Origin of the sequence: Variovorax multivorans (assembly GCF_051216835.1) — a bacterium.
GTDB lineage: Bacteria > Pseudomonadota > Gammaproteobacteria > Burkholderiales > Burkholderiaceae_C > Variovorax.
The window spans coordinates 21,242-33,799 of the sequence record NZ_JBPJZL010000001.1 but is presented as its reverse complement, the minus strand read 5'-3'; the positions used below and the strand labels follow the sequence as shown (position 1 = coordinate 33,799).

At 65.9% G+C, this 12,558-nt stretch carries 10 protein-coding genes; 2 read left to right on the top strand and 8 right to left on the bottom strand.

What is annotated here, in order from left to right:
• Position 1: 1 nt before the first annotated feature.
• The gene (locus tag ACSFCA_RS00160) at positions 2-1,714 is read right to left on the bottom strand and encodes an Hsp70 family protein (RefSeq protein ID WP_258354664.1); all 1,713 of its coding nucleotides are present in this window, start codon (positions 1,712-1,714) and stop codon (positions 2-4) included.
• 169 nt (positions 1,715-1,883) lie between these two features.
• On the opposite strand from ACSFCA_RS00160, the gene ACSFCA_RS00155 reads away from it, so the two are divergent.
• Positions 1,884-2,564 (top strand): site-2 protease family protein, encoded by a 681-nt coding sequence (locus tag ACSFCA_RS00155; protein WP_435458231.1) that lies wholly within the window; start codon positions 1,884-1,886, stop codon positions 2,562-2,564.
• A gap of 87 nt (positions 2,565-2,651) precedes the next feature.
• Positions 2,652-3,632, top strand: a complete 981-nt coding sequence (locus ACSFCA_RS00150) for a tripartite tricarboxylate transporter substrate binding protein (protein WP_435458230.1) — start codon at positions 2,652-2,654, stop codon at positions 3,630-3,632.
• A gap of 9 nt (positions 3,633-3,641) precedes the next feature.
• On the opposite strand, the gene ACSFCA_RS00145 is transcribed toward ACSFCA_RS00150, so the two are convergent.
• The 7 genes from ACSFCA_RS00145 to ACSFCA_RS00115 form a co-directional block, all read right to left on the bottom strand.
• The gene (locus ACSFCA_RS00145) at positions 3,642-4,028 is read right to left on the bottom strand and encodes a DUF4150 domain-containing protein (RefSeq protein WP_093056806.1); all 387 of its coding nucleotides are present in this window, start codon (positions 4,026-4,028) and stop codon (positions 3,642-3,644) included.
• A 26-nt stretch (positions 4,029-4,054) separates the two neighbouring features.
• Positions 4,055-4,723, bottom strand: coding sequence for a DUF3540 domain-containing protein (locus ACSFCA_RS00140; RefSeq protein WP_435458229.1), 669 nt, complete (start codon positions 4,721-4,723; stop codon positions 4,055-4,057).
• Positions 4,720-5,721, bottom strand: coding sequence for a pentapeptide repeat-containing protein (locus ACSFCA_RS00135; protein ID WP_435458228.1), 1,002 nt, complete (start codon positions 5,719-5,721; stop codon positions 4,720-4,722). Before ACSFCA_RS00135 ends, ACSFCA_RS00140 begins: the two co-directional genes overlap by 4 nt.
• A gap of 80 nt (positions 5,722-5,801) precedes the next feature.
• Positions 5,802-8,465: a DUF2169 family type VI secretion system accessory protein gene (locus ACSFCA_RS00130; protein WP_435458227.1), complete on the bottom strand. Its 2,664-nt coding sequence runs from the start codon at positions 8,463-8,465 to the stop codon at positions 5,802-5,804.
• A gap of 22 nt (positions 8,466-8,487) precedes the next feature.
• Positions 8,488-8,877, bottom strand: a complete 390-nt coding sequence (locus tag ACSFCA_RS00125) for a hypothetical protein (protein ID WP_258354670.1) — start codon at positions 8,875-8,877, stop codon at positions 8,488-8,490.
• 5 nt (positions 8,878-8,882) lie between these two features.
• Positions 8,883-11,219: a type VI secretion system Vgr family protein gene (locus ACSFCA_RS00120; RefSeq protein ID WP_435458226.1), complete on the bottom strand. Its 2,337-nt coding sequence runs from the start codon at positions 11,217-11,219 to the stop codon at positions 8,883-8,885.
• A gap of 139 nt (positions 11,220-11,358) precedes the next feature.
• Positions 11,359-12,495, bottom strand: coding sequence for an iron-containing alcohol dehydrogenase (locus ACSFCA_RS00115; protein ID WP_258354672.1), 1,137 nt, complete (start codon positions 12,493-12,495; stop codon positions 11,359-11,361).
• Between the last annotated feature and the right edge of the window lie 63 nt (positions 12,496-12,558).

Sequence of the window (12,558 nt, the reverse complement as noted above, 5' to 3'; positions counted from 1 at the left end):
GTCAGTCGTCGCCGAGGATGAAGCCCTCGCGCTCGATGTGATTGAGCTGTGTCTCCAACTGGCGCTGCGCAGGCGCGATGACGCGCTTGTCCTGCGAAGCCAGCACGCGTTCGAACTCGCGGATCTGCGCGCCAAGCCAGGCGCGCACGTCGCCGCGCAGCTGCTGGTAGAGCCGTTCGGCACGCGCCAGCAGCGTGCGGTTTTCGAGCGTGTCGCGCGGGTGGATCTTCAGCTCGTCGAGCGCTTTCAGGCGTTCGGCGATTTCGCTTTCCGACAGCAGGCCCGGGTTGCCCTCGATGAGCACGCTTGACTTGTGCTGCGTCTTCTGCACCGTCGCCTCGACCTGCAGCAGGCCGTTGACGTCGTAGGTGAAGCGCACGTCCACGCCCGACTCTTCGGCAGCGATGCCCGGCAGCTCGACGCGCAGCTGCCCAAGGTGGATGTTGTCGCGCACCATGCGCGCCTCGCCCTGGAAGATGTTCAGGTCGACCAGCATCTGGCCCTTGCTGGTCGGAAAGTAGGTCTTGACGCGGCTGATGGGCACCGGGCTATTGCGCTCGATGATCGGATCGAAGTGCCCCGGCGAAGAGGTGGTCTCGGAGATCCGCATGCTGACCTCGACGCCGAGCGAGTACGGCGACACGTCGGTCATCACCACTTCCTTCAGCGCCGCGTCCTTGGCTTTCAGCCCGGCCTGCACGGCGGCGCCGAGCGCCACCACTTCGTCGGGGTTGAAGTCGATCGAAGGGAAGCGGCCGAACATCGTGGTGACCAGCCGGCGCACGATCGGCATGCGCGTGGCGCCGCCCGCGAGCACGATGTTGTCGAGCTGGCCGCTGCGCAGGTTGGCGTCGCGCAGCGCGCGTTCGACCGGCGTGCGCAGCCGCTTGAGCAGCGTGGCGCAGGCCTGTTCGAGCGTGCTCTCGTCGAGTTCGAGCGTGTGCTGCGTGCCGCCTTGCCACACCGACAGGGTGGCCTTGGGCTGCGTGCTCAGCGCGCGCTTGGCGGCCTCGGCCGCGCCCGTGAGCTGTTGCATGAAATGCGCGTCCTTGCGCAGCGAGGATGAGAGCTTGCGCCGTTCGAAGAACAGGTCGATCAGCACCAGGACGAAGTCTTCGCCGCCCAGGAAGTTGTCGCCGGCCGATGCGCGCACCTCCATCACGCCCTCGAACATTTCGAGGATCGACACGTCGAAGGTGCCGCCGCCGAGGTCGAACACCAGGAAGCGGGTTTCCGCGCCCATGTGATGCATGCCGTAGGCAAGCGCAGCCGCAGTGGGCTCGTTCAGCAGGCGGTCGACGCGCAGGCCGGCCATCTGGCCTGCAGTGCGCGTGGCCTTGCGCTGGGCGTCGGAGAAGTACGCCGGCACGGTGATGACGGCTTCGGTGACCGTCTCGCCCAATGCCGCTTCGGCGTCGGCCTTCAGCGCCTTCAGCACCAGCGCCGACAGCTCCTCGGGGCGGAAGTCGCGTTGGCCGAGCCGCAGGGTCTTGTCGCTGCCCATGTAGCGCTTGAAGACGGCGGCCGTGCGGTCGGGGTGGGTCTGCAACCGGTCGCGTGCGGCGCGGCCGACCAGCACCGTGCCGTCTTCATCGAGGCTCACGCACGAAGGCGTCAGCGTGTCGCCCAACCCGTTGGGGATCAGCACCGATTGCCCGTCCCGCCATGCCGCGACCAGGCTGTTGGTGGTGCCCAGATCAATGCCAACGATCATGTCTTCGCTCCCGTGAACTGTTTTGCTACTTTTTGATGGGCCGCTCTTGGGCGGTATCTGCATTTCGGACGCAGACACGGCTCCCGGGCAACGGCTCGAAATAGTTTAACAATCGGATACGAATTGATTCCTCACGCCGCCGGCTGCGACGGCCGATATCCGGAAAAAAATGCTCACCTTTCTCAAGTTCATCGCCGCCATCGCACTGCTGGTCTGTATTCATCTCTTCGCGATGGCGGCGTTGGGGCGCTGGTGGGGCATCGCCGTGCGCAAGGTGTCGCTGGGTTTCGGCCCGCGGCTGTGGTCGCTCGGCATCTTTCATCTGCATGCGCTGCCCTTGGGCGGCAGCGTCCAGTTCAAGGACACACGGCAGGAGGGCGTGCCGTTCGACAAGCCACCGGGCTATTTCGACGATGCCTTCGATCACAAGCCACGCGCGGTGCAGGTGCTGATTCCGCTGGCGGGTGTGGCTGCGCTCGTCGTTGTCGCGCTGCTGCTGCGCCAGGGAGCCGCAGTACCCAGTCTGGTCCATGGCTTCGCGCAGTTCCTGGAGGGTGCGCTTGATCCGCTGTCCACGGGGCGGCAACTGGTGGAAGGCGCCGATGCCTTTGCCGAGCGACACGCATTCCTGCCTCTGCTCGGAATGCTCGCCGCGAAGATGGCGGCGGTGAACCTGCTGCCGTTGCCGGCGCTGAACGGCGGCCATGCGTTGCTCATGCTGGTGACGCGCGACCTGCGCGCGCCGCCCGCCGCATGGCATCACAAGCTCGCGGTGGCGGGCGTATTGATCTGGGTGGTGATGATCGCATCGTGGCTGTCCGCGATCCTCGCGTACGTCGAAGGGCGCTGACCCGCTCGCCGGGCAAACCCTGACCGTGGCAGCGTGCGGCGCTTCGAGAATGGCCCGGTCCATTCATTCCAAAGCAACGCCGCCACCATGCCCCATGCCACGCTGTCTCGCCGCCGGTTCGCACTCGCCACTGCCGCCGCAAGCCTCGCCTTGCCATCGTTCGCGCAGAGCGCATGGCCGACCAAGCCGATCCGCATCATCGTGCCCTACACGCCCGGCGGATTCACCGACCAGATGGCTCGGCTGGTGCAGATCGGCCTGCAGACCAAGCTCGGCCAGCCGGTGCTGATCGACAACAAGCCCGGTGCCAACAGCCTGATCGGCGTCGATGCCATCGCCAAGGCCGCGCCCGATGGCACGACCTTCGGCGTCGTCATCGCCGCCTACGCGGCCAACACCACGCTGTACCCCAAGCTGCCCTACGACCCGCGCAAGGATTTGACGGGCGTGTCGCTGATGGGCGTGTCGCCGCTGCTGGCCGCGGTGAATGTCGACGCGCCTTTCAAGACCGCGCGCGAGCTCATCGACTATGCGCGGGCCAACCCGGGCAAGGTGAGCTTTGGCTCTTCGGGCAACGGCTCGGCCGCGCACCTCACCACCGAGCTGTGGAAGTCGCTGACGCAGACTTTCATGATCCACATCCCGTACCGGGGCGCGGTGCCGGCGCTGACCGACCTGATGGGCGGGCAGATCCAGCTTTTCTTCGACGCGCCCACGGGGCTCATCAATCAGGCCAAGGCAGGTAAGGTGCGGCTGATTGGTGTAGCGGGCGACAAGCGACTGGCGGCGGCGCCCGAGGTGCCCACCTTCATCGAGCAAGGCTTCGCGGGCTTCACCGGCAGCACCTGGGCCGGCATGTTGGCGCCAGCGGCTACGCCCCGCGATGTCGTCAAGCGCATGTCGGAAGAGGTGGCGCGCATCATCAGGAGCGACGAGACGCGCGCGAAGCTCGACGCGATGGGCACCATTCCGGCGGGCAGCACGCCTGAGGAATTCGACGCCTTCATCACCGCGGAAACCGCCAAGTGGGGCAAGGTCATCCGCACTGCGGGGGTGAAGGCGGAGTAACGAACGGCCTCAGGCCGCGAGCATCAACACCTTGCACTGGCTCGGCACGATGCGCATGCCCAGCGCATTGCTACGGTTCTGCACCGAGAGGCTCGTCATGCGAGTGGCCGGGCTGCCCTTCAGCAGCACGGTGAACGAGCCGGTGATGTGGCGCGAAGGCCCCATCACCGAAGGCGAAATCACCCCCAGCGTCACGCCGGGGTTGTCGCCGTTGGTGAGCGGCGTGACGGTCGCCAGGTTGTGCGCCGGCGCGAACATGAAGAGGATGTTCCACGCATTGGGAATCGCGGTCGGGCCGAGCGCGAAATTGGGGTAGGGGATGGGAATGGCCGGCGGCGTCTTGCACACGTCGGGAAAGGCCAGGTCCATGCCCATCATCTGGCAGTTGGCAAACATGCTGTCGGCTCCTTGTGTTTCCGGGCTCAGCCCATGTGGATCTGCTTGGCGTCGACCTTCACGACCGCCTGCGCCGTGACCACCGTCTGCGTTGCGTGAATGCGGGCGAGGTCGGTGGCTTCGTAGTCGAGTTGGCCGCAACGCACCTGCTCTGTCTGCTCGGTCATGCGAAAGGCTGTGCGGCTGATGTGCACCAGGCGGTCCATCACGGTCTCGCACAGACGGCCGACCACATGGATGCTTGCGGCCAAGGCCTTGACGGCGTTGCCGACGTAGTTCAGCCGATCCACCTTGCAATCGGCTTCGGTCGCCGTCAGGGCGAAACGCTCGCCGCTGACTTCCACCGCCTTGCTGGATTGCAGCCGGATGGCTTCGCTGCTCTCGATGTGCACACCGCCAGCAGGAGTAGCCAGCGTGAGATGGCCCTTCGTCTCGATGTGCGCGGTGGTTTCGTCGGCCTGATCGATCACGGCGATCAGGTACACGTGGTAGCGGTCGGGCCCGGCAATCAGCACCGTGTCGCCGAGTTCGGGGCGCAGGAGGCAGCTGGCGGCGCGGCGGCATTGCCAGGCACCATCGTCGCATTCCACGCGGTACAGCGATCCTTCGGACAGGTGCTCGACCACCTTGCCCAGGCGCTGCACGGGCGCGTCGTCCGTGCCGGCCTGGGGACTGCGCAATGCTGCGATGTTCATGGGGTTTCGCCTTTCGTGAATGGGATGGAAGATGCATTCCGCTGCGCGGACCAGCGCTCCGCCTCAAACAGGTCGGGGTCGTTGGGCAGCACGCCGGCATGGCCGCGCAGGGCAGCGGGAACGTCGCGGGCGCCATGCAACTGGGTGCGGAAGAGCCGGGCATCGAAGTTCGCGCCTTCCAGTGCGGCACCGGAAAAATCCGCGTAGGTGAGGTCTGCGCCGGCAAAGCTGGTGCCGGTGCAATCGGCCCGATGGAAGATGCACTGCTGCATGCTGGCCTCGCCGAAATCGGCGGCCGCGAGCTTCGCGTCGATCCACAGGCTCTGGTCGAAATGCGCGCCGCGTGCGTCGACCCGGCTCAGGTCGGCTTCGGGAAACAGCGCCTGCGGTGCATGAACGTTGCGCAGCACCGCATCGCGCAGCACGGCGCCCTTGAAGTTGCACTGCGCCATGTGTGCGCCCTCGAAGTTGCAGCCTTCGAGGTCCGCATCGGTGAACTGGCACAGCATGAAGTGGTGGCTCGAAAAGTCGTGGCCGGCAAGGCGTGACTCGACGAAAACGACGCGCTCGAAGCGTGCCCCCGCCAGCGCGGTCTTGCGCAGGTCGACCTGATAGAACACGGCCCGGTCGAGCTGTGCGCGCGACAGGTCGGCGCCATCCAGCGGCGACTTGAAGAACAAAGTCCTGTCGAGCAGGCCGGCCGCAAAGCGGCTGCGCGAGAGGGCGCTTTCCATGAACTTGGTGTCTGCCACGCTGGCTTGCGAAAAGTCGCTGCCGGGCAACTGGCAGCGATGGAACACCGCATCGTCCAGCACGGCGCCCGTCAGGTTCGCCGATGGAAGCGCGCATTGCGAGAAGGCGGCTTTCTTGAGCTGCGCGTCGTTCAGCTGCACGCCGTTGAGCGTGCAGCGGTCGAATTGGGCTTCTTCGAAGTGCGTGCCGATGCAGCTCACGCCGTCGAAGTCGACTTCCAGGAACACGCCTCCGGAGAGGTCCATTCCATCGAGGCGCCAGCCTCTGCAGCTTCGCTCCCTGATCGGTTCGCCGCGCTGCACCATGGATTGCATTCGGTGCGGCGTCATGCGGCCGCGGCTTCCTGGCGCGCAGGGTAGACCTTGGCCAGGTGCGTGTAGGCGCCGTCGAGCAGCGTGGTGTCGTCCATGAGGCTCTGGGATACGTCGGCGCGAAAGAGGTTGGCGCCGCGCAGGTCGGTGCCGCGCAAGTCGGCCTTCTGGAAGCTCGCGTCGATCAGGTCGGCATTCCGCAGGCTGGCATGCCGCAGGTCGGTGCGCACGAAGCGTGAGTCGCGTGCATTGGTGCGCGAGAGGTCGGCTCGGGACAGGTCGCATGCCGAGAAGTCGCTGTTCTCCAGCCGCGCATCGCTGAAATCGGCTTGCGACAGCGCGACCTCGCGCAGGCTGCATTCGCGCAGGTGCGCGCCCCGGAACTTCGCCTGGCGAAAACTGCTGGTGCCGACGACGCAGGTGGTGCGCAGGCTCGCACGCGTGAAATCCATCTGCCCATCGGCCTGCACATCGACGAACACGCTGCTCTCGAGTCGGGCTGCCACGAAGCTGATTGCGCCGGGCTTGCAGCGCACGAAGTGCAGCTTGAACAGCACGGCCTCTTCGAAATCAAGCCCCTCCAGCCGTACCTTCTCGAGAAACATGACCACTTTGAGGCTGGCTCCGTGAAAGCGGCAGCGCACAAACGCGGCCTCGATCACCGTGTTGTCTTCCCATTGCGAAGCGCTGAAGTCGCAGTCTTCGCAGAGGATGTTTTCCAGCACCGTGTTGCGCAGATGGGCGCCCGTGAACACGGTCTGCCTGCACTGTGCGAAGCCCAGATTTGCGTTGTCCAGCCGCGTGCCGCGCAGCGAAGCACCGTCGAGGCAGGCACGCGCGAGCACGGCACGGGAGAAGTCGGCGTTGTCGAGTTGTGCGCCGCGCAGGTTGGCGCTCTCAAGCTGTGCCCCGCAGAAGCGGGCGCCGCGCAGGTCCATGCCCGAGAGGTCGGCGCCGGTCAGGTCCATGTCCGAAAAATCGCAGCTACCGGCGAGCAGCGCCGTCACCTGCTCGCGCACTTCGGCGGCGCGTGCCGGTGTCATCGGGTCGGCGGCGTCCTGGTGGTGGGCGCTGCTCAGGTACATCTTGCGTTGCGCCGCGGCAATCAACTCGCCGCGGCCCAGGAGGTCGGCGACGGGGGCCATGTCCGCCGCACGCGAGCCCGGCATCTCCGACATGGTCGCGGCCATGCTTTGGAGATGCGGCGCCATCGCCGCTGCGGGAGGTCCCTTGAGCCCGGAGCGCTCGCGGCCTTCGGCCATCGCCAGCAATGGGCTCAGGTCCGGCTCCGTCGGGCCGGCTTCGGCGGCGCGCGTGCGAAGTGTTTCGCTCAGCTCCTGCTGCTGCGCGTGCAGCTTCTGCCTGGCTTCTTCCTGCATGCGCTTGGTGCGCGCGACGAACTCGGGCAGGGCGTCCAGCGTGGGCAGGTCGTCGGCGGGGTCCTGGGGCGGAAAGTAGCGCGCGGGGTCCTGGCCGTCGCCGATCATCTGCTGGCGCATCTGCTCGCGCATCCACTCGCCGTGCTTGTGCGCATTGCGGGCCAATGGGCCGAGTGGCCGGTCTTTCAGCGATACGGTGTCGAGCCAGGGGGCAATGGCCGCGGCGGGAACCAGTTCCCGATCGCGAAAGCTGTAGAGCGCGCCGCTTTCCGGGTCCAGCCGCCGATGCAGGATGCCCTGGTAGTAGCTGGCCGGCAGGGCCTCGGTGCCGGCCTCTTCGAGCGCGGGCATCAGGTGAATGACGTCGGCCGCGTCGTCTTCGCGGATGTCCGCCACGCCGTGGTAGATCAGCACGATGCGCTCACGGTGCGGGAAGAACCAGGCGGTCGTCATCCGCATCGGCACGTCGGTGAAGGTGGTCTCGCCGGTTTCGGAAGCCAGCGTCAGGAAGCAGCGCGCACGCCAGTCCGGCAGGCGGCCTGCCTGATAGGGCTTGTGCGGGTGCATGTTCCAGATTTCGTAAGGCGCGGCATCGGGAATGCGATCGGCATCGCGCCACCACTGGTCTTCGGGCGCCGCGTTGAAGAGGTGCCAGTCCATGTCGCCGGAGAAGGCCGGAAAGTCTTCCTTGGCCCATTGGGCGTCGTATTCCTTGCCGATGCGGGCAAAGCGCCGGGGCCACATCACATCGATGGAGCCGAAGCCGGCGGAGGAGGACTGCTGGTCGACACGCTGGATGGGTGCATCTGCAGACTCGACGTTCGGCAACCGGCGCGTGCGCACGCCATTCACCATTTCTTCCGCGGCGCCGATGCCGAGCGGGTTGTCAGCAAAAGAGGCGCCGCCATAGGCGTGTTGCCAGTCGAGCGGCATGCGCTCGAAGTCTTGCGGTGGCGTGGCACGCTTGTCGAGCCAGTAGCGGTCGCCCGAGACGCGCAGGGTTTTTTCGAGCGTGCCGACGCGCATCTTCACCAGGCACTGGTTGCGGATCTGCTGGTGCGCGGTGTATGCGTGGCCGGTGGCCAGGAACTCGGCGCTGCGCTTGGGCATGCCGAGATCGAGCACACCCTGCTCGCCGATTTCTTCGGCCACCAGGGGCCAGAGTTCGGCGTCCGGGTAGAGCATGGGCACGCCATCCATGCCCGTCATGGCGACCACGGTCAGACCCAGGCGCTGGCGTCGTTGCCATGGAAACGGGCGGCTCAATACGCTGAGCCGTAGCGGCTTGATGACTTTCATGAAACAGGGAATGCGCGCGGGATCAGCGGGGAATGGTCGTGGTCGACTGGCGGCGGTCGATGGCCACGGCCGTCGAATCGGCCGGGTCGATCAGCACGTGGATCGTCTGGCCGGGCATGAAATTGACCACCAGCTCGCGCGCGATGCGGGTCTTGAACATCTGCTCCAGCGGCGGACGGCCGGCCAACTCGGTGGTGCGCACGCGCAGTTCGACGTCGTTGTCGTAGGTGCCCTGTGCAAGCTCCCGCAGGGCAAGCACCTGGGCGCTGGCGGGCTGGCCTTGCTTCACCAGGCGCTCATAGCGCTGCGCTTCCTCGCGGTATGGCCTGTTGTTGCGCACCGTGTGCACGACCACGAACACCAGGAAGACAACGATCAGAACACCAGAAATCAGGGGCAACCAGAATTGCATGGGCGCTAGCTGAAGATGCTCATGACCTTGGCCTGGATCGCGAGCCCGCCGCTGCGGATCTTGGCGCCAGCGGCCTTCACGTTGGCGCCCGAGGCTTCGAGGCTGAGCCCGTTGTCCTTGTTCTTGAAGGCCGAGATGTCGATCTTCACGGTTGCCAGCTGCAGGTTGAGGGCAGCGTAGATCTGCGCTCTTGCGCCCCAGACGTCGAAGGAGGTCGCCACCGCGCCGAAGCGGAAGACGCAGCCGCTGGCGCGCCCCACCCGCCAGTTGTTCTCCTGGGAGGAGCTGATGGTGTGCTGAGGCACGTTGAAGGTGACCTTCGGCGCGTTCACGATGATCTCGACGCTGACGTTCTCGGTCACCGTGCCGGTGATGTTGCGTGTCTCGCCTGCTGTGATGTTCTCCGTGCGTGGCCCCTTGGTGGTGAGCATCTCCGCGCCGTCCACCGTGGCCGTGAGGCCGCCGGAGATGGTCCACGTTGCGCCGCCGGTGGTGGTGCGGGTTTCGCCGCCCGCGATGGTTTCACTCTGGCCGCCGGTGATGTTGCGGGTTTCTCCGCCGGAAATCGTCTCGGTGCGGCCGCCCGTCACGGTGCGCGTCTCGCCGCTGTGAATGGTCTCGTTTTCGCCGCCGTTGACCGTGCGGGTCTGCCCGCCGTTGATCGTCTCGACACCGCCGCTATTCACGAGCCGTTCTTCGCCGCCGTTGTAGGTGGCGGTTTCCTTGTCGGTGATGGTGGTGGTGCGTGTGCCGATGACGTCGAGCTTTTCGTTGACGTGGATAACGGAGGTGCGGTTGCCGCCCACGTCGCGCGTTTCGTCGGCTTCTACTTCCACGTCGAGATTGCGCTCGGCGTGCAGCAGGATCTGCTCGGCGCCCGTGCGGTCTTCGAAGCGCAGCATGTTGGCCTGGTTGGCCGCGCCGCCGGTGCTGGAGCGCGTGAGGATGCCGCTGGCCGTGGCGTTGGCGGGCAGCTCCCAGGGCGGCATCTGGTCGCTGTTGTAGACGCGGCCGGTGATGATGGGGCGGTCGGGCTCGCCACCGATGAAATCGACGATCACTTCCTGGCCCACGCGCGGCATGTGCATGGTGCCGAAGTTGGCCCCGGCCCAGCTGCTCGACACCCGCACCCAGCAGGAGCTGTTTTCGTCGGACTGGCCATAGCGGTCCCAGCGGAACTGCAGCTTCACGCGGCCGAAGCGGTCGGTCCAGATTTCTTCGGGGCCGACCACGGTGGCGGTCTGCGGGCCGTTGGTGCGCGGGCGCGGCGTGTTGCGCGCTGGGCGGTAGGCCACGGTCGAGGGCAGCACGGTGAAGTCGAACTCGCATACCGATTCAGTGCTGCCGCCCGAGGAGTACTCGGGCTCCTGCAGGTCGTAGCGGGTTTCGGTGACGAGGTATTCGCGGTTGTCCGATTCGCGCGGGCAGTGCGTCATCTCGAACAGGTAGCCCGGCGCCATGCCGACCACATTGGTATGGCCCGAGGCCAGCTCGTGCGCGCACTGCAGCTCCTGCAGGCGGATCTTGGCGTAGGCGTCGCCCTGCTGGTGCTCGCTGTAGCCGCCGAGCCATTCGTAGACCTCGTAGGTCGAATGCTCGTGGGCCTTCGGGTCCTGCTGCACGCTTTGCAGCGAGGCTCGCGACTTCTTGAAGTCGAAGTCGTCGAGCATCACGCGGCCCGAGGTGATCTGCTCGGACACGCGCCACTGGTCGATGCAGGGCTCCATCGCATTGAGCACGCGGTCGCGCGGGCGGTAAGTGATGCTGGCGTGGCCGGGCAACGGCTTGTAGCTGCCTGCGTCGTCGGCCAGCACCAGCAGGTGCGATCCGTTGCTGTGCTCGAAGTGGTAGGCAATGCCTTCGTGCTCCATGAGGCGGCTCACGAAGGCGAAGTCGCTTTCCTGGTACTGCACGCAGTACTCCTGGGCGGAGTAGCTGCCTGTAAGACGCTTCTCGAACTGGAAGCCGTACTTGCCCAGCACCTCGTCAAGCACCTCGGGCACGCTCTTGTTCTGGAAGATGCGGCAATCGGTGGTGCGCGTGAGGTACCACAGCCAGGGCTGCACCAGTGCGCGGTAGACGTAGTGGCGGCCGGTTTCGTTGGCGCGGCCCACCAGCCCGAAACGCACCACGGTTCCGTTGAGAAAGCGCGGTGCGCCTTCGTCGGCGAGTTCCAGCGTGAGCGAAGTGCCGAGCAGTTGCTTCAGGTCGAGGCTGAAGCTGGTGCTGACCATGTCCACTTCGAACTCGAAGAGTTGCGAGAGGCCCTCCTGTCCCCGCATGGAGCGGAACTTGAGCTGCTCGGCGCTCAGGACGGTGTGGACTTGGACGGTACGCGGCATTCGGAACTTCCCTGACCCTTGGGTTTCTGCGGCTGAGAAACCTTCGGTGACAGTCTAGAAATTCCTTATGTCACATAAATGACGCGAGGGCGCGCAGAAGGGAGCCTTTCTCCTCTGAAACAACGCGTAGAAGAAGCCCTTACATCGAGGCTTCGAGCATGGCCTTGTAGTCGTCGCGCGTGGCCAGCCGCGGGTTGGTCTTGTGGCAATGGTCGGCCATTGCGCCGTCGATGATCTTCTCGAACAGCGCGGGCGTCACGCCCACTTCAGCCAAACCCTTGGGCAAGCCGAGACGCGCGTTCATGTCGCGGATCGCGTCGCCGAGGTCGCCAGCCGAATCGAGGTGCATGGCCTGCGCCATGCGTTGCAGGCGCTGCTCTTTTTGCACCGATTCCGCGCCCGAATTGAAGTGGATCACCGCGGGCAGGAAGAGGGCGTTGAGCGTGCCATGGTGCAGGCGCGGATCGACGCCGCCCAGGCTGTGGCTGAGCGAATGCACGCAGCCCAGGCCTTTCTGGAAGGCCATGGCGCCCTGCATCGAGGCGCTCATCAGGTTCAGGCGCGCCTCGCGGTCGCTGCCGTCTTTTGTTGCGCGCTCGATGTGGCCCCAGGCGCGCTCGAGCCCGTCGAGGCCGATGCCGTCAGCCGGCGGGTTGAACGCGGCCGACATGAAGGTTTCCATGCAGTGCGCGATGGCGTCCATGCCGGTGGCGGCTGTGAGCCTGGGCGGCAGGCCCAGCGTGAGCTCGGGGTCGCAGATGGCGGCCTTGGGCATCAGGAACCAGCTGTGAAAGCCGAGCTTGCGATGGTCGTCGACGATGACGATCGCACCGCGCGCCACTTCACTGCCGGTGCCGCTGGTGGTGGGCACCGCAATCAGCGGCACCGCACGATCGGTGATCCTGGGCGAGCCGCCCTCAATGGTGGCGTAGGTCTTGAGCGGGCCTTCATGCGTGGCCGCGATGGCGACGCCCTTGGCACAGTCGATGGCGGAGCCGCCGCCCACGGCGATCAGGCCGTCGCAGCGGCCGCTGCGATACAGCTCGACGGCCGCACGCACCGCGGCTTCGGTGGGGTTGGAAGGCGTCTGGTCGAAAACCGAAACCTCGAGATCAGCGATGGCGTCGAGCGCCTTCTGCAGCACGCCGGCCGCGCGTACGCCGGCGTCGGTCACGATCAGCGGGCGGTTGATGCCGATGCGCGCGCATTCGCTGGACAACAGCTTGATCGCGCCGAACTCGAACTGGATCTGGGTGAGGTATTGGATGAGTGCCATGGATGTGAAATGTCTCGGGGCAGTACGATTGCCGACCAGCCAAATCTAACAAGAGCGATCAGT

What these genes read in the sequence shown, in the direction of transcription:
- ACSFCA_RS00160 (WP_258354664.1), bottom strand. Translation starts at nt 1,714, where the DNA reads ATGATCGTTGGCATTGATCTGGGCACCACCAACAGCCTGGTCGCGGCA.
- ACSFCA_RS00155 (WP_435458231.1), top strand. Translation starts at nt 1,884, where the DNA reads ATGCTCACCTTTCTCAAGTTCATCGCCGCCATCGCACTGCTGGTCTGT.
- ACSFCA_RS00150 (WP_435458230.1), top strand. Translation starts at nt 2,652, where the DNA reads ATGCCCCATGCCACGCTGTCTCGCCGCCGGTTCGCACTCGCCACTGCC.
- ACSFCA_RS00145 (WP_093056806.1), bottom strand. Translation starts at nt 4,028, where the DNA reads ATGTTTGCCAACTGCCAGATGATGGGCATGGACCTGGCCTTTCCCGAC.
- ACSFCA_RS00140 (WP_435458229.1), bottom strand. Translation starts at nt 4,723, where the DNA reads ATGAACATCGCAGCATTGCGCAGTCCCCAGGCCGGCACGGACGACGCG.
- ACSFCA_RS00135 (WP_435458228.1), bottom strand. Translation starts at nt 5,721, where the DNA reads ATGGACCTCTCCGGAGGCGTGTTCCTGGAAGTCGACTTCGACGGCGTG.
- ACSFCA_RS00130 (WP_435458227.1), bottom strand. Translation starts at nt 8,465, where the DNA reads ATGAAAGTCATCAAGCCGCTACGGCTCAGCGTATTGAGCCGCCCGTTT.
- ACSFCA_RS00125 (WP_258354670.1), bottom strand. Translation starts at nt 8,877, where the DNA reads ATGCAATTCTGGTTGCCCCTGATTTCTGGTGTTCTGATCGTTGTCTTC.
- ACSFCA_RS00120 (WP_435458226.1), bottom strand. Translation starts at nt 11,219, where the DNA reads ATGCCGCGTACCGTCCAAGTCCACACCGTCCTGAGCGCCGAGCAGCTC.
- ACSFCA_RS00115 (WP_258354672.1), bottom strand. Translation starts at nt 12,495, where the DNA reads ATGGCACTCATCCAATACCTCACCCAGATCCAGTTCGAGTTCGGCGCG.